17 protein-coding genes are annotated in these 19,222 nt (G+C 74.4%); 8 read left to right on the forward strand and 9 right to left on the reverse strand.

Annotation, left to right across the window (positions count from 1 at the left end; translation table 11 throughout):
• The first annotated feature begins 1 nt into the window (after position 1).
• Positions 2-817 carry an ATP-binding cassette domain-containing protein gene (locus ACU610_RS06635; protein ID WP_446766918.1) on the forward strand — a complete coding sequence of 272 codons (816 nt, stop codon included), beginning with the start codon at positions 2-4 and terminating at the stop codon, positions 815-817.
• A gap of 136 nt (positions 818-953) precedes the next feature.
• On the opposite strand, the gene ACU610_RS06640 is transcribed toward ACU610_RS06635, so the two are convergent.
• The 3 genes from ACU610_RS06640 to ACU610_RS06650 form a co-directional block, all read right to left on the reverse strand.
• Entirely contained in the window at positions 954-1,625 is a 672-nt protein-coding gene (locus ACU610_RS06640) for a histidine phosphatase family protein (protein ID WP_446766919.1), read from the reverse strand.
• A 116-nt stretch (positions 1,626-1,741) separates the two neighbouring features.
• Positions 1,742-2,929 carry a phytanoyl-CoA dioxygenase family protein gene (locus ACU610_RS06645; RefSeq protein WP_446766920.1) on the reverse strand — a complete coding sequence of 396 codons (1,188 nt, stop codon included), beginning with the start codon at positions 2,927-2,929 and terminating at the stop codon, positions 1,742-1,744.
• A 233-nt stretch (positions 2,930-3,162) separates the two neighbouring features.
• Positions 3,163-3,999, reverse strand: coding sequence for an aldo/keto reductase (locus tag ACU610_RS06650; RefSeq protein ID WP_446766921.1), 837 nt, complete (start codon positions 3,997-3,999; stop codon positions 3,163-3,165).
• A 73-nt stretch (positions 4,000-4,072) separates the two neighbouring features.
• Here ACU610_RS06650 and ACU610_RS06655 point away from each other — a divergent pair, with 73 nt between their 5' ends.
• The 3 genes from ACU610_RS06655 (at position 4,073) to ACU610_RS06665 (ending at position 7,265) form a co-directional block, all read left to right on the forward strand.
• A complete protein-coding gene (locus ACU610_RS06655; RefSeq protein WP_446766922.1) occupies positions 4,073-5,149 on the forward strand; it encodes a LacI family DNA-binding transcriptional regulator in 1,077 nt (358 codons plus the stop codon).
• A 74-nt stretch (positions 5,150-5,223) separates the two neighbouring features.
• On the forward strand, positions 5,224-6,231 hold the full coding sequence (locus ACU610_RS06660; RefSeq protein WP_446766923.1) for a Gfo/Idh/MocA family oxidoreductase: 1,008 nt from the start codon (positions 5,224-5,226) through the stop codon (positions 6,229-6,231).
• Positions 6,228-7,265 carry a Gfo/Idh/MocA family protein gene (locus ACU610_RS06665; RefSeq protein ID WP_446766924.1) on the forward strand — a complete coding sequence of 346 codons (1,038 nt, stop codon included), beginning with the start codon at positions 6,228-6,230 and terminating at the stop codon, positions 7,263-7,265. Before ACU610_RS06660 ends, ACU610_RS06665 begins: the two co-directional genes overlap by 4 nt.
• A gap of 7 nt (positions 7,266-7,272) precedes the next feature.
• Here the strand turns inward: ACU610_RS06665 and ACU610_RS06670 are convergent, their stop codons facing one another.
• Together ACU610_RS06670 and ACU610_RS06675 are read right to left on the reverse strand one after the other, a co-directional pair.
• Complete coding sequence (locus ACU610_RS06670; RefSeq protein WP_446766925.1) at positions 7,273-8,271, reverse strand: sugar phosphate isomerase/epimerase family protein; 999 nt, start codon at positions 8,269-8,271, stop codon at positions 7,273-7,275.
• Between the two features lie 26 nt (positions 8,272-8,297).
• Positions 8,298-9,485 carry a Gfo/Idh/MocA family protein gene (locus ACU610_RS06675; protein ID WP_446766926.1) on the reverse strand — a complete coding sequence of 396 codons (1,188 nt, stop codon included), beginning with the start codon at positions 9,483-9,485 and terminating at the stop codon, positions 8,298-8,300.
• 137 nt (positions 9,486-9,622) lie between these two features.
• Here ACU610_RS06675 and ACU610_RS06680 point away from each other — a divergent pair, with 137 nt between their 5' ends.
• Together ACU610_RS06680 and ACU610_RS06685 are read left to right on the forward strand one after the other, a co-directional pair.
• Positions 9,623-10,669, forward strand: coding sequence for a LacI family DNA-binding transcriptional regulator (locus ACU610_RS06680; RefSeq protein WP_446766927.1), 1,047 nt, complete (start codon positions 9,623-9,625; stop codon positions 10,667-10,669).
• Positions 10,670-10,840: 171 nt separating this feature from the next.
• Positions 10,841-13,111: a cytochrome P450/oxidoreductase gene (locus tag ACU610_RS06685; RefSeq protein ID WP_446766928.1), complete on the forward strand. Its 2,271-nt coding sequence runs from the start codon at positions 10,841-10,843 to the stop codon at positions 13,109-13,111.
• Between the two features lie 150 nt (positions 13,112-13,261).
• Here the strand turns inward: ACU610_RS06685 and ACU610_RS06690 are convergent, their stop codons facing one another.
• From ACU610_RS06690 to ACU610_RS06700, 3 genes are all read right to left on the reverse strand, one after another.
• Complete coding sequence (locus ACU610_RS06690) at positions 13,262-13,936, reverse strand: peptidoglycan-binding domain-containing protein (protein WP_446766929.1); 675 nt, start codon at positions 13,934-13,936, stop codon at positions 13,262-13,264.
• On the reverse strand, positions 13,933-14,112 hold the full coding sequence (locus ACU610_RS06695) for a hypothetical protein (protein ID WP_446766930.1): 180 nt from the start codon (positions 14,110-14,112) through the stop codon (positions 13,933-13,935). Before ACU610_RS06695 ends, ACU610_RS06690 begins: the two co-directional genes overlap by 4 nt.
• Positions 14,113-14,562: 450 nt before the next feature.
• Positions 14,563-15,564 (reverse strand): LacI family DNA-binding transcriptional regulator, encoded by a 1,002-nt coding sequence (locus ACU610_RS06700; protein WP_446766931.1) that lies wholly within the window; start codon positions 15,562-15,564, stop codon positions 14,563-14,565.
• 113 nt (positions 15,565-15,677) lie between these two features.
• Here ACU610_RS06700 and ACU610_RS06705 point away from each other — a divergent pair, with 113 nt between their 5' ends.
• Together ACU610_RS06705 and ACU610_RS06710 are read left to right on the forward strand one after the other, a co-directional pair.
• Positions 15,678-16,682, forward strand: a complete 1,005-nt coding sequence (locus ACU610_RS06705) for a Gfo/Idh/MocA family oxidoreductase (RefSeq protein ID WP_446766932.1) — start codon at positions 15,678-15,680, stop codon at positions 16,680-16,682.
• Positions 16,683-16,762: 80 nt separating this feature from the next.
• Positions 16,763-17,515, forward strand: a complete 753-nt coding sequence (locus ACU610_RS06710) for a TIM barrel protein (RefSeq protein WP_446766933.1) — start codon at positions 16,763-16,765, stop codon at positions 17,513-17,515.
• Positions 17,516-17,533: 18 nt separating this feature from the next.
• On the opposite strand, the gene ACU610_RS06715 is transcribed toward ACU610_RS06710, so the two are convergent.
• Positions 17,534-18,934, reverse strand: a complete 1,401-nt coding sequence (locus ACU610_RS06715; RefSeq protein WP_446766934.1) for an NAD(P)/FAD-dependent oxidoreductase — start codon at positions 18,932-18,934, stop codon at positions 17,534-17,536.
• Positions 18,935-19,222: the final 288 nt, after the last annotated feature.

Here is a 19,222-nt window from a genome sequence, read left to right on the forward strand (position 1 = left end):
CGTGACCGACACCATCGCCGAGCACGCCGCGCGGGACCTGGCCAAGGGAGCGCCCCTGGTCGAGATGGAGGGCGTCGGCAAGAGCTACGGTGCCATCCGGGCGCTCGAGGGCATCAACCTGACGGTGAACGCGGGGGAGGTGGCCTGCGTCCTGGGGGACAACGGCGCCGGCAAGTCCACCCTCATCAAGATCATCTCGGGGCTGCACGGGCACACCGAGGGCACGCTCCGGGTCGACGGCCAGGAGCGCAAGTTCTCCTCCCCGCGCGAGTCGCTCGACGCCGGGATCGCCACCGTGTACCAGGACCTCGCGGTGGTGGGCCTCATGGAGGTCTGGCGCAACTTCTTCCTGGGGTCGGAGATCCGCAAGGGGAAGTACCCGATGGCGCCGCTGGACATCAAGGCGATGCGGGAGATCGCCGACGCCGAGCTGCAGAAGATGGGCATCGTCGTCAAGGACATCAACCAGCCGATCGGCACGCTGTCCGGCGGGCAGCGGCAGTGCGTCGCCATCGCCCGGGCGGTGTACTTCGGCGCGCGGGTGCTGATCCTCGACGAGCCGACGGCGGCGCTGGGTGTCAAGCAGTCCGGCGTGGTGCTGAAGTACACCGCCGCCGCCCGGGACGCGGGTCTGGGGGTCGTCTTCATCACCCACAACCCGCACCACGCCTATCTGGTGGGCGACCACTTCATCATCCTCAAGCTCGGCCGCCGGGTGCTCGACAAGAAGCGCTCCGAGGTCTCGCTCGAGGAGCTCACCACCGAGATGGCCGGCGGTCAGGAGCTCGCGGAGCTGTCGCACGAGCTGAAGCGTTAGCCGCTCGCCCCGGCACATCCCGCCCGCCGTCCCCGGACCACGTGGTCCGGGGACGGCGGGCGCCGTCTTGGTCCGTGCAGGGTCCCGCCGTCCCCGCCCTGAGCCCTGCGAGGAGCGGGCCGGACGGGGTCCTCCCTCAGGTGAGGGGGACGCCGACGCGGGAGAGGTCGTCGGCGAGGTGCGCGGTGTCGTTGAACCGGCGGACGCTCCAGCGCTCCCCGACCAGGACCACCTGGGACAGCGAGGCGTTGCGACCGCTGAGGAAGGGGAACGGCGGCGCGCCCGTGGCCAGGGCGAGGGCCTGGGCGATGACCCCGCCGTGCGTGAAGACGGCGACCCGCTGGCCCGGGTGCGCGGTCGCGATCCCCTGCAGCGCGGCACGGACCCGGGCGGCCAGGGACGCCGCCGGCTCCGCACCGGGGATGAGGTCCCACCGCTGCTCGGCCACGACCCGCACGGCCACCGTGTCCCCCTGGGCCAGGCGCTGCACGATCAGCCCGTCCTCCCACTCGCCGAGGTGCAGCTCGCGCAGGTCGGGCTCGACCCGGGGCAGCAGGCCGGTGGCGTCGAGCAGCGGCTGCGCGGTCTCGACGGTCCGGCGCAGCGTCGACACGTAGACGGCGTCGACGCCGACGTCGCGCAGCCGCCGTCCCACCGCCTCCGCCTGCGTGCGGCCGAGCGGCGACAGCGGTGGGTCGCCCTGTCCGTCCTCGAGCCGGGGGTGGGGGTGGTCGGGGTGCGCGGGCACGACCTCGCCATGGCGGACGAGCAGCACGTCGGTGCTGGGGTCGTGGCGCGCTGCGGGCACCGGGTCATCCTGCCCGGACGGCCGCACCGGCGCCCCCGGGTCCCCCGACGCCGGACGGCCGCCCCTCAGCCGCCCACGCCGAGCCGGCGAGGCGTCGGGGGAGGGGTGGTCCTCCGTCACGGGGCGCTGGCGTGCCGCTCGGCCTGGGCGGTCAGCTCGGCGTCCAGCTCCTCGGGGGACCGGTCCTCCTGCAGCGCCCGCCAGACCAGCTCGGCCTGCGTCTCGGGGGCCAGGCCGCCGATCGGCTGGTCGCGGTCGAGGTTGGTTGGGAACGCGTAGCCCTCGGCCGAGGCGGCGACGACGTTGCGCAGCGTGCGCTCGTCGCCGCCGGCCGCCCTCCCGGCGCGCAGCACCGGGTAGAGCGCCCGGCACATCGCCGTGCGGTCGACGGCCTCCATCGCCCGGCCGAACGCCGAGGAGACCTGCAGCAGGTTGGCCATGCGGCGCACGTCGGCCGACCGGTTGGTGCCGGCGCCGTGGAACAGGGCCGGGTTGAAGAAGGCGGCGTCGCCCTTCTGCAGTGGCAGCTGGACGAAGTGGGCGTCGAAGTAGGCGGTGAACTCCGGCTGGTGGAAGGCGACGTACCCGGGGGCGTACTTCTGCGAGTGCGGCAGGTACATCGTGGGCCCGGTCTCCACCGGCATGTCGCAGTGGGCGACGGCCCCCTGCAGGGTCATGACCGGGGAGAGTCGGTGCACGTGGGCCGGATAGGCCAGGGCCTGTTCCTCGGACATGAAGCCGAGGTGGTAGTCGCGGTGCGCGACCTGGGCCTTGCCTCCGGGGTTCACCACGTTGATCTGGCTGGTGAGCTGGTAGCCGCGGCCCAGCCACGCCTCCGAGACCAGCGCGATCAGGTCGTTGGCGTAGTAGGCGGCGAAGGCCTCCGGGTCCCGGACGGCGAACTTGTCCAGCGCGCCCCACACCCGGTCGTTGGCTCCGGGCGTGGCGAAGTGGTCGCCTCCGACGATCCCGGCCGCCTTCTGCTCGTCGATCATGGCGTGGAACACCGCTGTGGCCCGGTCGACCACCGCGGTGTCCGCGAAGGCGCCGGCGAAGACCAGGATCCCCGGCCCGTCGGTGAGCGCGCGGGCCAGCTCGGCCTGCACGTCCCGGCGCCCCTCGGGGGTGGCGACGGCATCGCGCAGCCGCGAGCCGTAGACCAGGACGCCCTCCCGCACCTCGTCGGCGGAGGGGTACTCGGACAGATCGGTGGTCGTCTCGACGACGGCGCGGAAGTCGTCCAGGCGGCAGTCGTCCGCGGTGAACCACCCGGGAGCGGTGCGGGCGGTGTCCGGTGCGGTCATGACGAGAGTCCTTCCGGTGCGGGCTGGGCGTGCCGTCGAGCCTGGCGGTCCGGTGCGGGGGCCACAAGGCCGCCGATCCCTCAAGAACCCCTCATCGGGCGTTGCTGTCGGCCGGCCTCCGCGCCCGGGCCGCTCCCCGCTCTCCTGCCCGGGGCACCTCCGCGGTCGCTCCGCTCCTCGCTCGCCGGCGCCCGCCTCGCTGCGATGCTCCCCAGGCTGCCGGCCGACGGCCCTCAGAACTCCTCCCAGACGTCCGGGTACTGCCCGTTGACGCGGGTGCCGTCGGCGAGCGTGGCGATGCCGGCGAGGTCCTCGTCGGTGAGCGCGAAGTCGAAGACGTCGAGGTTCTCCACCAGCCGGCTGCGGGACGACGCCTTGGGGAAGGTGACCAGCCCCTGCTGCACGTGCCAGCGGAGGACCACCTGCGCGGGGGTCCTGCCGTGCCGCCGGCCGATCTCGGCGAGCACCGGCTGCCGCAGCAGCTCCCCGCCGTTGGCCAGCGGTGACCAGGACTCGGTGACGATCCCGCGACGGGCGTCGTCGGCGCGCTGCGCGAGCTGCGGGTCCCGCGGGTGGCACTCGATCTGGTTCACCGCCGGCACCGTCGAGGAGGCGGCGGCGAGCCGGTCGAGGTGCTCGGGCAGGAAGTTGGACACGCCGACGGCGCGGGTGAGCCCCTCGGCGAGGAGCTCCTCCATGGCCAGCCAGGACTCGACGTAGCGGTCGAGCCGGGGGAGCGGCCAGTGGATGAGGTACAGGTCGACGAAGTCGAGCCCGAGCCGGTCCAGGCTCGACCGCAGCGCCTGCTTCGCCGAGTCGGACCCCTGCTCCCGGCCGCGCAGCTTGGTGGAGACGAACACCTCCTCCCGCGGGAGACCCGAGTCGGCGAGGGCCTGCCCGACCCCGCGCTCGTTCTCGTAGCTGGCCGCGGTGTCGACGAAGCGGTAGCCGACCTCGAGGGCCTCGCCGACGATCCGGCGGGTCGCCTCGTCGGGGAGCCGTGCGGTGCCCAGCCCGAGCTGGGGGATCGCGACACCGTTGTTCAGGGGGACGTCCGGAACCGTGGTCATCTCGCCAGCCTCGCGAGCCGTCGCGTGCCCGGTCAACCTCACCGGCACCTCACCGACCCCTCAGACTGGCGCCATGCCGCACCCCTACCCGATCCGCGAGATCGCCTGCCAGGCCGGCCTGTCGGAGGCGACCGTCGACCGGGTCCTCAACCGACGTGGCGGGGTGCGGCAGAGCACCGTGCAGGAGGTCCACCGTGCCATCGCCGACCTGGACCGGCAGCGCACGCAGGTGCGGCTCACCGGGCGGACGTTCCTCCTCGACCTGGTGGTCGACGCGCCGGCCAGGTTCTCCGCCGCGGTCCGGGCGGCCCTGGAGTCCCAGTTGCCGCTGGTCCGGCCGGCGACGTTCCGGGCGCGGTTCCACCTGGCCGACGCCCCTCCCGTGACCGAGCTGGCGGCCACGCTCGACCGGATCGCCCGGCGTGGCTCGCAGGGCGTCGTCCTCAAGGCCCCCGACCACCCGCTGGTCGTCGGTGCGGTCGAGCGCCTGGCCGAGGCCGGGATCCCCGTGGTCACGCTGGTCACCGACCTGCCGACCAGCCGCCGGGTCGCCTACGTCGGCCTGGACAACCGGGCGGCCGGGGCGACCGCGGCCTACCTGCTCGACCAGTGGCTGCCGGACGACGCCGCCGTCCTCGTCACCCGGGGGACCGGCTCCTTCCGCGGCGAGGACGACCGGGAGATGGGCTTCCGGGCGACCACCCGGTCGCTGCGCCCGGGCCGGCGGCAGGTCGACCTGGTCGACGCGACCGGCGACGACGACGTGCTGCGCGGGCTCGTCCGGGACGCCCTCGCCGCCGACCCGGGCATCGCCGCCGTCTACTCGATGTACGCCGCCGGCGGCAACGCCGCGACGGTCGCGGCGTTCGCCGACGCCGGGCGCGCCTGCCACGCGTTCGTCGCCCACGACCTGGACGCCGAGAACCTCGCGCTGCTGCGGGAGGGACGGCTGTCCGCGGTCCTGCACCACGACCTCGCGCTGGACCTGCGCCGCGCCTGCCACGTGGTCATGCAGGCCCACGGCGCGTTGCCCGGCACCCCGAGGTCCTGGCACTCCGGCGTGCAGGTGGTGACGCCGCACAACATCCCGGTCGAGGTCCTCGCTGCGCGGGAACCCGGTGACGGGTCGATGAGGGGTCCTCGCCGTTGACCGGACGTGCTCCGGCGGACAGCCTCGACCCGGCGCAGCCCCGGGCGGGGCGCGGACGAGTCGAGGAGGACGTCGTGGGGCTGGACATCGGGGTCATCGGGATCGGCATGATCGGCCAGGAGCACGTCCGCCGGCTGGACGGTGGCCCCGGGGGCAGCCGGGTGGTGGCGGTGGCCGACGCGGACGCCGAGCGCGCCGCCGGCGTGGCCGCGCAGCTGCCGGCCGCGAAGGCCCTGCCCAGCGGCGAGGAGCTGGTCGCGTCGGACGCGGTCGACGCCGTCGTCGTCACCTCCTGGGGACCGACGCACGAGCCGTACGTGCTCGCCTCCATCGCCGCCGGCAAGCCGGTGTTCTGCGAGAAGCCGCTGGCCACCACGCAGGAGGCCTGCCGGCGGATCGTGGCGGCGGAGGTCGCCGCCGGCCGGCGGCTCGTGCAGGTCGGCTTCAACCGCCGCTACGACCCCGCGCACCGGGCCCTCAAGCGGGCGGTGGACGGCGGCGCCATCGGCGCCCCGCTGCTGGTGCACTGCGCGCACCGCAACGCCTCGGTGCCCCCGCACTACACCCGCGACATGTCCATCGCCGACACCGCCGTCCACGAGATCGACGAGCTGCGCTGGCTGCTCGACCAGGAGATCGCCGCTGTCCAGGTGTTCACCCCGCGCAAGAGCAGCCGCGGTGGCGAGCTGCAGGACCCGCTGCTGCTGCTCCTCGAGATGGCCGACGGCGTCCTCGCCGACGTCGAGGTGTCGGTCAACGTCCACTACGGCTACGAGATCCGCTGCGAGGTCTCCGGCGAGACCGGCACGGTGGAGCTGGCCGACCCCGCTCCGGTCCGCATCCGCCGCGAGGGCGCGGTCGCCGGTCTCGTGCCCGCCGACTGGCGGGAGCGCTTCGCGCTCTCCTACGACGTCGAGCTGCGCGAGTGGGTCGACACCGTCGTCGGCGGGCGACCGTTCCAGGGACCCAGCGCCTGGGACGGCCTGGCCGCGCAGGTGGTCTCGGATGCGGCGCTGCGCTCACTGCACGCAGGCGGCCGGGTGGCGGTGGAGCTCCCCGAGCGGCCGGGGCTGTACCGGTGACGACGGACCGGGTCGAGCCGCTGCGGATCGGGGTCCTGGGCGCCGCGCGCATCGCCGAGCGGGCCATCGCCGTCCCCGCGCGCGACACCGGTGCCCGGTTGGTCGCGGTCGCCGCCCGGAGCCGGGCCCGGGCCGAGGACTTCGCCCGCACCCACGGCGTTGAGCGCGTGCTGCCCTCGTACGCGGACGTCCTCGCCGACCCCGAGGTGGAGGTGGTCTACGACCCGCTGCCGAACGCGCTGCACGGCCCGTGGAACCTGGCCGCCGTCGCGGCCGGCAAGCACGTGCTGTCAGAGAAGCCGTTCGCCTCGAACGCGGAGGAGGCCGCCGACGTCCGGGACGCCGCACGGCGCGCGGGCGTCACGGTCATGGAGGGGTTCCACCACCTCTACCACCCGGTGATGCGCCGGCTCCTCGACCTGGTGGACACCGGTGAGCTGGGGGACGTCGTCCGCGTCGAGGCGACGATCGCCATGCCCGCGCCGGAGGACGGGGATCCCCGCTGGTCGCTCGAGCTGGCCGGCGGGGCGCTCATGGACCTCGGCTGCTACGGCCTGCACGCCCTGCGCAGCCTGGCGCCGTGGACCGGCGGCGAACCGGTCCCGGACACCGCCCGCGCCGGGGAACGCGCGGGTGCCCCGGGTGTCGACGAGGAGCTGCACGCCGACCTGCACTTCCCGTCCGGCGCCACCGCCGCCGTGCGCTGCAGCATGGTGCACCCGGACCGGGACTTCTCGCTGCGGATCGTCGGCACCCGCGGGGAGGCGACGGCGCCGGCGTTCGTCGAGCCGCACCGGGACGACCGCGTGCTGGTGCGCACCCCGGCCGGGACGAGGACCGAGCACCTCGGCACCCGGACGTCGTACACGTACCAGCTGGAGGCGTTCACGGCTGCGCTGCGGGGCGGCCCGCCGGTGCCCACCGGCCCGGACGACGCGGTCGCGACCATGACGCTGGTCGACCGCTGCTACCGGCTCGCCGGGCTGCCGCCCCGGCCGCGGGTCCGGAACCAGCCGCACCGGACCGGGGCGTGACCGGCCGCTACAGCTTCTCGGCGGCGGCGCGGAGGTTCTCGGCGGCGAGGGCCAGGCCCTCCAGGCGGTCGTACGCGGCATCCTCGTGCTCGATGTTGACCGCCATGTCGGGGTCGACCTCGGCCAGGGCCCGCAGGAACTCCGTCCACCAGTCGACGTCGTGGCCGACGCCGACGGCGACGAACCGCCACGCCGGGTCCTCCGGCCAGGCGGTGCACCAGGAGCCGTAGCCGGTGGGCACCTTGCCCGGGGCGTCGGCGGGCACCCGCTCGAAGGAGGTGTCGAGCACGCCCCGGATGCCGACCCCCGGCGTGATCATGGCGTCCTTGGCGGCGGCGTGGAACACCAGCGGGCCGAGGTCGCGGATGCAGGCGACGACGTCCATGCCCTGCCACATCAGGTGCGACGGGTCCATCTCGGCGCCGATGTTGGTCGCGCCGACGGTGTCCACCAGCCGGCGCAGCGTGACGGGGGAGAACACCAGATTGTGCGGGTGCATCTCGATGGCGATCCGGACGTCGTTGGCGCGGGCGAGAGCGTCGATCTCCGTCCAGAACTCGGCGGCCACGCCCCACTGGTAGTCCAGGACGTCCATGTACACGCCGTCCCACGGGTTGACGACCCAGGACGGGTACCTGGCGTCGGGGTCGGAGCCGGGGGTGCCCGACATCGTCACGACGTTCTCGACGCCCAGCAGCCCGGCGAGCTCGATGGTGCGGCGCAGGTCGTCGGCGTGCTTGGGGCCGACGCCGGGCAGCGGGTTGAGCGGGTTGCCGTTGCAGTTGAGCCCCGTCAGCTCCATCCCGCGGGCGGCGAAGGTCTCCAGGTAGTCCCGCCGGGCCCGCTCGGAGGACAGCAGCAGGTCGACGTGGCAGTGCGGCGAGGGGATGAAGCCGCCGGTGTTGACCTCGACGGAGGTCAGGCCGTCGGCCTGCAGCACGTCGAGGGCCTCGGACAGTGGGCGGTCGTGCAGGCAGGCGGTGTAGGCGCCCAGCTTGAGGGACATCGGGGATCGGCCTCCCGGTCGGCGGGTCAGTGGGTGGGGATGCCGACGGCGGCGCCGTCGGACTGCGCGGACTCGACGACCGCCTGGACGATCTGCATCGTGTGCAGCCCGTCGGCGAAGGTGGCGTTCGGCGGCAGCGGGTCCGGGGTGCCGGCGATCTGGTCGAGGAAGGCGCGGCACTGGTAGACGAACATCTCGGCGTTGCCGCCGCCCACGCCCGGGGCCTCCATCGGGTAGCCCCCGGCGAAGTAGGGCGTCTGCGGGCCGACGATCACCTGCCGCGCGCCGCGGGTGCGGGCCTCGGGCTGGCGGTCGTCGAAGAGGTACTCCGCGGGGCGGTGCCAGTCGAAGGAGGCGCGGCCGTCCAGCCCGTGGACGTCGAAGGCCAGCCCGTTGGGCATGCCGAAGGCGGTGCGGGACACCGAGAACGACGCGGACAGGCCCGACTCGAAGCGCGCCGAGAACACGGCCGTGTCCTCGTTCTCCACCTCGCCCATCTCGTCGGAGACCGGGGCGGCGCCGTGGCCGACCACCGCGCCCAGCGGCAGCGGCCGCTTGGTCACCCGGGTGGCCAGCGCGGCACCGGAGACCGACACGACCGGCCCGCACAGGAACTGGGCGACGTCGATGACGTGCGCCCCGATGTCGGCCAGCGCCCCGCTGCCCGGTCCGCCCCGGTAGCGCCAGCTCAGCGGGCTGCGCGGATCGCAGGCGTAGTCGCACCAGTAGCGGCCGTCGAACAGGGTCAGCTCGCCCAGCTCGCCGTTCCGCACGTGGTCGCGGATCGCCGCGATGGCGGGGGAGCGGCGGTAGGTGTAGCCGACGGCGGTCACCACGTCGGCGGACCGCTCAGCGGCGACCATGGCCCGCGCGTCCTCCAGCGAGCCGGCCAGCGGCTTCTCGCACAGCACGTGCTTGCCGGCGGCGATGGCCGCCTCGGCGATCGGCCGGTGCAGGGCGTTGCCGACGACGATGCTGATCGCGTCGACGGAGGGGTCCTCGACGACCTCCTCCCAGCCGGTCACCGCCCGCTCGAACCCGTAGCGGCGGGCCGCGTCGCGGGCCAGCTGCTCGTTGGCGTCGGCGATCGTGGCCAGCCGGACCGGCGGCAGCCCCTCGCCGAAGACGGTGTTCACCTGGCGGTACCCGGCGGCGTGGCTGCGGCCGGCCATGCCGGCGCCGATCACCGCCACGGACAGGAGCTGCTGGGACATGGCTGTCACCCTCCGGTGGCTGGAGCAGGGCGGAGGCGGACGCCGTCCCGCCGAGGTGGCACGCTGCGCGAGGATGTCGCCCACGCGGCCTTAAAGCGCTTTAATGATGGCGCCGATGACAGCAGGGTGCCGCGGTCGTGTCAAGGGAGGAGGCGGTCGTCCTGAGCGCCGAGGAGCCGGGGCGTCGTCCCCGGCTGCAGGACGTCGCGGGTGAGGCGGGGGTGTCGCCGGCCACGGTGTCGCTCGTGCTGCGCGGCTCCCCGGGCCCGAGCAGTGCCACCCGCGACCGCGTGCTCGACGCCGCGGCCCGGCTGGGGTACCGGCCCGACCGCGCGGCCAGCCTGCTGGCCCGTCGGCGGAGCCGGCTGATCGGCGTCCTGATGGACGTCGGCAGCACCTTCCACGCCCAGCTCGTCGAGGACGTCCACGACGCGGCCGAGGAGCACGGGTACGACCTGGTCCTGAGCACGGTCACCCGCACCCGGGACGAGGGACGGGCAGTGGAGACGTTGCTCGACTCGCGGTGCGAGGCCCTGGTCCTGCTGGGGCCGGACGCGCCCGCCGCCCGGCTGAGCGCGCTGGCCCGGCAGCTGCCGGTGGTCGCTGTCGGACGCCCGGTGTCGGCCGACGGCGTCGACGTCGTCCGGGCTGCCGACGACGAGGGTGTGGCGCAGGCCGTGGAGCACCTGGCCGGCCTCGGGCACCGGCGCATCACCCACGTCGACGGTGGTCGCGGACCGATCGCCACGGCCCGGCGGCGCGGCTACGAGCGGGCGATGCGCCGGCACCGGTTCGGGTCGCAGGTGCAGGTCGTCGCAGGGGACTCCGGCGAGGCGTCCGGGGCGCGGGCGGCGCGGACGCTGTTCGCCGCCGACGCACCCCCGACCGCGGTCGTCGCGTACAACGACGCCTCTGCCGTCGGCCTGCTCGACGCGCTGCTGCGCGGTGGCGTCGACGTCCCCGGCGAGGTGTCCGTGGTGGGCTACGACGACAGCCCGCTCTCGCGGCTGGCGCACGTGGACCTGACCACGGTCAGCCAGGAGTCGCAGCAGCTGATGCGGTACGCGGTCGCCGCGGTGGTCGAGCGGCTCGACGGGGGGCGCACCGAGCGCCGCGAGGTCGTCGTACCGCCACGGCTGGTGGTGCGGGGGACGACCGGTCCACCGCCTCCGGGAGCGGCCTGACCACCCTCCTCGGCGAGGTCACGCGATCTCGCGCGCCCCCAGGGCCGTTCCCGTGCGGGGTCGCGTGATCCCGGCGGGGACTTTGACCTGACAAACCGTTGACAGTGGCGGAGGTCACCAGCAAGTCTTGAAGCGCTTCAAACCGAGTCGCTGCCGATCGCGGAGATCCCCATGGCCGAGACCGCCACCGCCCCCGCTGCTCCCCTCGACTACGACCCGTTCCGGCCGGACTTCTACACGTCCGACCCGTTCGGGACGTACCGCCGGATGCGGGACGAGGCGCCCGTCTACTGGAGCGAGCGCTGGGGCTGGTACGCCCTGACCCGCTTCGAGGACGTGCGGGCGGCGGCGCTCGACGCGGACACGTTCCGCAGCTTCGAGGGCATGGACATCGACGACAGCCGCCTGGAGCAGGTCCCGCCGGGGTCCATCGGCAGCATGGACAACCCGCGGCACGACCAGGTCCGCTCGGTGGTGCAGCCGTACTTCCTGCCGCGCCGCATCGCCTCGCTCGAGGACGGCGTCCGGGCGGTGGTGCGCGACCTGGTCGCCTCGTGGCGGGACCGGGGCGCGGTGGACAGGGGCATGGTCGACATCGCCCAGGAGCTGGCCTGGCCCATGCCCTTCGACGTCTTCTTCCACCTGATGGGACTGCCGAGCCGGCACGACGACGACCCCCTCGAGCGGGCGCGGCGGGAGCAGCTGGAGCACTGGACCCACGAGCTCAAGGACCGGGTGCCCGGCACCCCGCACCTGACCCCGGTCGCGCGGGCCGCGACCGCCGGCGTCCAGCAGTTCTTCATCGACCTGCTCGAGGAGCGCCGCCGCCACGGCCGCGACGACCTGGTCACGGAGTTCGTGCACGCCGACATCGACGGCGTGCCGTTCGTGGACGCGGAGGTCACGCCGAACTCCGAGGTCAGCGGCCTGATGATGATCCTGTTCCTGGGCGGCGTGGAGTCCACCGCGGGGTTGACCGGCACGCTGTTCAAGCTGCTGGCCGAGAACCCCGACCAGCGGGCGCTGCTGCAGGCCGACCCGTCGCTGATCCCGGCTGCCGTCGAGGAGGCCCTGCGCCTCATCACGCCGCTGCAGCTCACCGCCCGCACGACCTCGCGTGAGGTCACCCTGCACGGGGTCACGATGCCCGCCGGGAGCCGCGTCGTCCTGATCCCCGGCGCGGCCAACCGCGACGAGCGCCAGTTCCCCGACCCCGACCGCTTCGACGTCACCCGGCCGCGGGGCCGCCACCTGGGCTTCGGCGAGGGGGTGCACGGCTGCCTCGGCGCGCCGCTGGCCCGGCTGGAGGCGCGGATCGCCCTCGAGGAGGCCCTGCCGGTGCTGGGCGACTACGAGCCGGCCGGCCCGCCGACCTTCTACCCCAGCTCGCCCAACATGTACGTCTGGAAGCACCTGCCGATCGCGTTCGGCCGGTCGGCTCGCCGTCCGCGCGTCGAGGCCGTGCACCACCGGACGACGACCGTCACCCTCGCCGCCACCGAGTTCGAGGCCGACGCCACGGTGGCCGCCAAGCGGGAGGTCGCCGACGGCGTCGTCGCCCTGACCCTGCGCGAGGCCGGCGGCCGCCCGCTGCCCCCGTGGGAGGCGGGCGCGCACGTCGACCTGGTGCTCGACGGAGCGGCCACGCGGCAGTACTCGCTGTGCGGCGACCCCGCCGACCACGCCGAGTACCGCCTGGGCGTCCTGCGCGACCCGGGCGGTCGCGGCAGCTCGCTGTACGTGCACGACCGGTTGTCCGTCGGTGACACGGTGCGGGTGCGCGGCCCGCGCAACAACTTCCCGTTGGTCGCCTCGCCGCGGTACCTGTTCCTCGCGGGGGGCATCGGCATCACGCCGCTGCTGCCGATGATCCGCGTCGCCGACGCCGCCGGCGCGGACTGGCAGCTCGTCTACGGCGGGCGGCAGCGCGCCTCCATGGGGTTCCTCGACGAGCTGGCCGGCTACGGCGACCGGGTGTCGGTCCGCCCGCAGGACGAGACCGGGCTGCTCGACCTCGACGCCCTGCTCGGCACGCCCCGACCGGACACCCTCGTCTACTGCTGCGGCCCCGAGGCGCTGCTCGCGGCGGTGGAACAGCGCTGCGCCGCCTGGCCGCGCGGGGCGCTGCACGTGGAGCGCTTCGCCCCCCGACCCCAGGACGCGACGGCGCGGAACGAGGCCTTCGAGGTCGTGCTGCGGCAGAGCGAGCTGACCCTCCCCGTCCCGCCGGGCCGCTCGGTCCTGTCGGTCGTCGAGGAGGCCGGGGTCGGCGTCCTCTCCTCGTGCGCCGAGGGCACCTGCGGCACCTGCGAGACCGCGGTCCTCGAGGGCGTGCCCGACCACCGCGACTCGGTCCTGAGCGAGCAGGAGCGGGAGGCGAACGACTGCATGATGATCTGCGTCTCCCGCTCCGCAACCCCGCGGCTGGTGCTCGACCTCTGACCCGGCAACGGCACCCTGTGGATCGTCGGCACGACCCGCCCCGGACTCCGCCGCGGACCGGTCCCGGTGCGCCGACGACGCCCGGCCCGGACCCCTCGCCGCGCACCTCCGCGCCCGCGGACGGGCACCGGCAGCACCGCCGTTGCGGTCCTAGAACCCCAGGGCCCGCCAGGTGTCGGGCCCCACGATCCCGTCGGCCACCAGCCCGGCACGCCCCTGGAAGTACCGCACCCGGGCGTCCGTCCGCGGACCGAAGTCACCGTCGACGTCGAGTGGCGGGAGGCTCGGGTACCAGCGGTTCAGGGTCTCCTGGAGCCTCCGCACGGCATCGCCCCTGCTGCCCAGCCGCAGCACCGGCATGGCGGGCGGGGGCGGAGGCGGCGGTGTGTCGCCCAGCACGACCTGGTTGAGCAGGTCCACGGTCAGCCCGCCGTTCGCGGCCCACCACATCAGCTCGACGTGCCCGTGATCGGTGTGTGGTGAGGACCCGGAGTACGGGCGCCAGTCCGCCGCGATCGACGACCAGATCCTGCGGTTGTGGATGACGCACTGGAGGCCGAGTTCCTGGGAGTGCAGCCGGAAGGTGTCCATCACCCCCCAGGACCAGCTGTTCCCGACGGGGGTCCCCAGGTCGGCGGCACGCCCCTCGGCATGGACGCTGAGCGTGCGTCCGCCACCCACCGGACGACAGTTGTAGATGCCGAGGTTCCTCGCGCCTCGGTCCCCGTAGGCGCCGAGCCACCACGACACCAGGTTCCGTGCGCCCTGCGTGGGACCTCCGGTGCAACTGCGCGCGCCCTGGTATCCGCCGATCTGGATGGTCACTGACCGGCGTCTTCCGGGACGGGCACCGCGTGTGGCGCCGGCTCGACGTAGTCCGGGTTCTCCGGGTTCTCTACGGCAGGAGGTGTGGGTGGCGGTTCGGCGCTCCCATCGGCCTCGAGGGCCATCTCCGGGTCGAGATCGAACTCGTTCGGCACGCCGGGGTCACGGTCCGACACGAGGCGCCTCCTCCGTCTCGTCGGGGACGGGTGCTCAGCGAGTCCCCCGTCGAAGCCTGTCGGGAGACCGGGCAGTTCCCATGCGCGTTGCACACTCTGCCCACGGCGGCCGGGGGTTGACCACGGCCCATCGCCCCCGTTCGGTCCAGCGAGCCGACTCCCGGGCGCGGCCACCACGAGGAGGTGCCACGGCGCTACCGAACGTACGAGGCCGAGGGCGCACGGTGAGCAGCTCGGCGAGCGGGACCCGGCCACCGGGACCGGAACGGGAACGGCACGTGCCGAGCGCCGACTGTCTGACCTGCGAGAAGGCGTGTGCCGCACAGATCGCGCGACGGGCCTCTCGGACCCTGAGCCCTGTCCTCGTGCGGACGACGACCCAGCGGGGTGCGGTGCCGAGGCGCTCACCCGCGGGAGCCGCCCGGGGCGGTTCCCGCGGACACCGCCGCCTCAGCGGGGCGGGGCGGTGGTGCTCCGGACGACGAGCCGGGGCGGGACCACGAGCTCACGCTGCTCGACGGGGATCCCGTCGAGCCGGTCGACGGCCCGCCGCACGGCCAGCGTGCTCAGCTGCCCGACGTCCTGAGCGACGGAGGTGAGGTCGACCGAGGAGAGCCGGGCGATCCGGCTGTCGTCGTACCCGACCACGCTGACGTCCCCGGGCACCGTGCGCCCCGCCCGGCGGAGGACGTCGAGCAGGCCCAGGGCGCACCGGTCGTTGAAGACCGTGACCGCACCGGGCAGGGGGCCGGTCAGGAGGGTGCGCGCCGCAGCCGCGCCGTCGTCCTCGGTGAGCCCGCCGGGCAGGACGCGCGGGGTGAGGCCGTGCCGGCGCACCGCCTCGCGGTAGCCCCGCCGCCGCTCGGCGGCGCCCGGGGCACGCCCGCCGTCGACGTGCACCACGTCGCGGTGGCCGAGCGCCACCAGGTGGTCCACCGCCAGGTGCAGTCCCTCGTCGTCGGCGGTCCGGACGACGTCGACCGCGGCGGACCGCACGGAGCGGGCGACGGTCACCACGGGCAGGCGGGTCGCGAGGCCGGTGAGGTGGGCGGTGGGCGACGAGGGGCCGAGCAGCACCAGCGCCTCGCAGCGGTCCCCCAGCAGGCTGTCGACCGCCCGCTGCTCGCCGCGTCCCGGCGTGACGGCGCTCAGGGCCAGCTCGTACCCGGCCTTCTCGGCCGCGTCGTAGAGCCCGGTCAGCAGATCGCCGTGGAAGGCGTGCTGGACCCCGAACACGACGCCGATCAGCCGGCTGCGGGAGCTGCGCAGCAGGCGGGCGCGGCTGTCGGGCCGGTAGCCGATCTCGTCCGCGGCGCGCTGCACCCTCTCCCGCGTCGCGGCGCTGGCTCCCGCGGCGCCGCGCACGACGATCGACACGAGGGCCGTGGAGACGCCGGCCCGGGCGGCGACGTCGGCCAGGGTCGGCCTCCGGCCGGGTCCGGCTGATGGCACCCGCCCAGCCTAGCGCCGACGGTTCTAGAACGTTCTAGCGAAATCCCCTTGACGGGGGACGTCGACCCGGCCACGCTGACCTCCCTAGAACGTTCTAGGACTCGGAGGTCGGGATGGAGACCGTGGGTGTGGCCCTCATCGGGTCGGGGCGGATGGGCGCCTTCCACGCGGAGACGCTGGCCCGGCGGCTGCCGCACGCGCGGCTGGCCGCCGTGGTCGACCCCGGACCGGGCGCGGCCGAGCGGCTGGCCGGCGCGCTGGGCGCGGGCCGGGCCTGCACCGACGTCGCACAGGCCTGGGCGGACCCGGCCGTCGACGCCGTGGTCATCGCCGCGCCGGCCCGGTCGCACGCCGACCTGGTGGTCGCCGCCGCGGCCGCGGGCAAGCACGTCTTCTGCGAGAAGCCGATGGCGGTCACCCTCCGGGACGCCGACCGGGCGATCGACGCGGCCCGCGCCGCGGACGTCGTCCTGCAGGTGGGCTTCAACCGCCGGTTCGCCGCCGACTGGCGGGCCGCCCGGGCGCTGCTGGACGCCGGCACCCTGGGCACCCCGCGGCTGCTGCGCTCGCTCACCCGCGACCCCGGCGGCTTCGACCCGTCCCGCGTCCTGCCGGACACGATCTTCCTCGAGACGCTGATCCACGACTTCGACACGCTGCGCTTCCTGAACCCCGGCGCCGAGGCCGTCGAGGTCTTCGCGACCGGGGACGCGCTCGTCGAGCCGGCGTGGCGGGACCGCGGGCTGCTCGACACGGCCGTGGTCACCGTGCGCTTCGACAACGGGGCCGTGGCGGTGGCCGAGGCCTGCTTCGAGGCCGCCTACGGCTACGACGTCCGCGGCGAGGTGCTCGGCTCCGGCGGCATGGCCACCATGGGCGACGGCCGGCGCAGCGGGATGGCCTTCTCCGGGCCGGCCGGGCGGCTGGTCGAGACCGTCCGCGGCGACCAGGAGCTCTTCCCGGGCGCGTACACCGCCGAGCTGGCCGCGTTCGTCGAGGCCGTCCGCACCCGGACGCCCGCGCCGGTGACCGGTGAGGACGCCCGCGCCGCGCTGGCGATCGCGCTCGCTGCGGCGGAGTCGGTGCGCACCGGCCGTCCCGTGCGGGTCGAGAAGTGACCCGGCCCCGTCCCGGGTCCCGCCCCGAGCGTGCGAGCGGTGGGGAGGACGGGGTCCTCCGACTCGCTGCCTCGGCCGAGATGCTCTTCCTCGACCTGCCGTTCGCCGAGCGGGTGCGGCGCATCGCCGACGCCGGCTTCGAGGTCGAGATCTGGGACTGGACGGCCAAGGACGTCGACGAGCTCGCGCGGACCGGCGCGACCTTCTCCTCCATGACCGGGTACGTCACCGGCACCCTGGCCGATCCCGACGGTGCTGCGGAGCTGCTCCGCACCGCCGAGCAGTCCCTCGCCGTCGCCGACCGGCTGGACTGCCCGCGGCTGAACCTGCACGGGACCGGGCTGGACGGCCGGGGGCTGCCGGTGGTGCCCGCCGAGGTCGTGACCCCGGCGATGTGGCTCGCCGCCGCGCGCACGCTGGAGCGGCTGGCCGCGCTGGGGGAGCGGGCCGGGCGGGTCTTCACCCTCGAGAACCTCAACACCGCCGTCGACCACCCGGGCACGCCGTTCGCCCGCGCCGCCGACACGATCGCGCTGGTGGAGGCGGTGGGCAGCCCGCACCTGCGGCTCAACCTCGACCTCTACCACGCCCAGATCGGTGAGGGGAACCTCATCGCGCTGGTGGAGCGGGCGCTGCCGCTGGTGGGGGAGATCCAGGTCGCCGACGTCCCCGGCCGGTGCGAGCCGGGCACGGGGGAGATCTCCCACCCGGCGATCGCCGCGGCGCTCGACCGCCTCGGCTACGACGGCGTCGTGGCCCTGGAGGGCTGGGCGTCGGGCGACCCGGTGGTGGCGCTCGACCGCTTCCGCGCTGCCTTCTCGCCGGCCCGCTGAGTTCCTGCCCGCGAGCGGTCAGCCGCCGCCGGCCTCCCGCGGAGCCCCCGGGATGGCCTCCTCGGCGTCGGGGACCCGAGGCGGCGTGTTCCGGGGCAGGATCGTCGGCGGGCGGTGCTCGGCCAACTCCTGTCGCGCCGTGTCGAACGCGATGATCCGGTTGCCCCGGTTGTGGGACAGCCACAGTGCGCGGGCCCAGGTGTAGAGGGTGCCGAGCCGGTTGCCCCAACCGACCAGGTACATGACGTGGATGAAGATCCACATGACGTAGGCCGCAAAGCCGGTGACCTTCACCCCGAAGGCGTCCGCGACGGCTGAGCGGTAGCCGATCGTGGCCATGGTGCCCTTGTCGAAGTACGTGAAGGGTGGCGACTGCCGGCCGGCGAGACGGTCCTTGATGACCTTGCCGACGTACTTGCCCTCCTGGATGGCGGGCTGGGCCACCCCTGGCAGCTTGTCGAGCGACGCCATGTCGCCGATGGCGAAGACCTCCGGGTGGCCCGGCACCGTGCAGTCGGGAGCCACCGGGATCCGGCCGGCGCGGTCGGTCTCGACGCCGGCCTTCTCGGCCAGCAGTCGGGCCAGCGGGGACGCCTGCACCCCCGCGGCCCAGATGCGGGTGCGCGTGCGGATCGTCTCGCGCCCCTCCGGTCCCTCGACCGTGATCGACTCGTGGTCCATGTCGACGGCCAGGGTGTTGAGCCGCACCTCCACACCCATCTCCTCCAGGCGCTTCTTGGTGTACGCCTGGAGCTTGGGCGCGAAGGGGGGCAGGACGGCCCCGGCCCCCTCCAGCAGGATGATCCGAGCCTGTCGCGTGTCCGCGGAACGGTAGTCCCGCGGGAGGACCGTGTGGGCCAGTTCCGCGATCTGCCCGACGAGCTCGACGCCCGTCGGCCCGGCCCCGACCACCACGAAGGTCAGCCACTCCGCCCGTTCCGCGGGATCGGTGGCGATCTCGGCCATCTCGAACTTGGCCAGGATCCCGTCGCGCAGGTAGCGGGCGTCCTCGATGGTCTTCATGCCCGGGGCGTACTCGGCCAGTTGGTCCTTGCCGAAGTAGGAGTGTGTCGCCCCGGCCGCGACGACGAGGGTGTCGTACGGCAGCTCGAGCCGCCGCCCGTCCGGTGCTCGGGCGCTGACCACCCGCCGGTCCAGGTCGAGGTCCTGCACGTCCGCGAGCAGCACGCGGGCGTTCCTCTCCCGCTTGGTGACGCTGCGCAGCGCCGGCGCGATGAGCCCCGGGGACAGGATGCCCGTCGCCACCTGGTACAGCAGCGGCTGGAAGAGGTGGTGGTTGGCCCGGTCCACCAGTGTCACGTCGACGTCGGCCCGGTCGAGGGCTCGGGTGACGTTGAGCCCACCGAAACCGCCGCCCACGACGACGACCCGGTGCCTCCCGCTGGTGTGTGCAGTCATGACGCCACCCTCTCGTGCCGGGCCGCCGGAGCGGTGGTCGGGCCCCTGCTCGGCCGGCAGCTCCTCGTGTCCCGCGATGGCCCCCTCACGGGCGGACGATCACCGCGGCGGTGGGCCGGCCCGGATCCTAGGCCGTCGGTCACCCGGTCGGCACCAGGCGTCGGCGCCTCCGGGCCGGTGCCGGGACGAGGGAGCTGCCGGGACGGTGTCCCGGCCCGTCGACCGGCCTGCCCGATTCGCCTCTCGACTAAGTCTTAATGTCCTGACATAGTGTGGGTGATTCACGCC

This window comes from Geodermatophilus sp. URMC 61 (assembly GCF_052931555.1).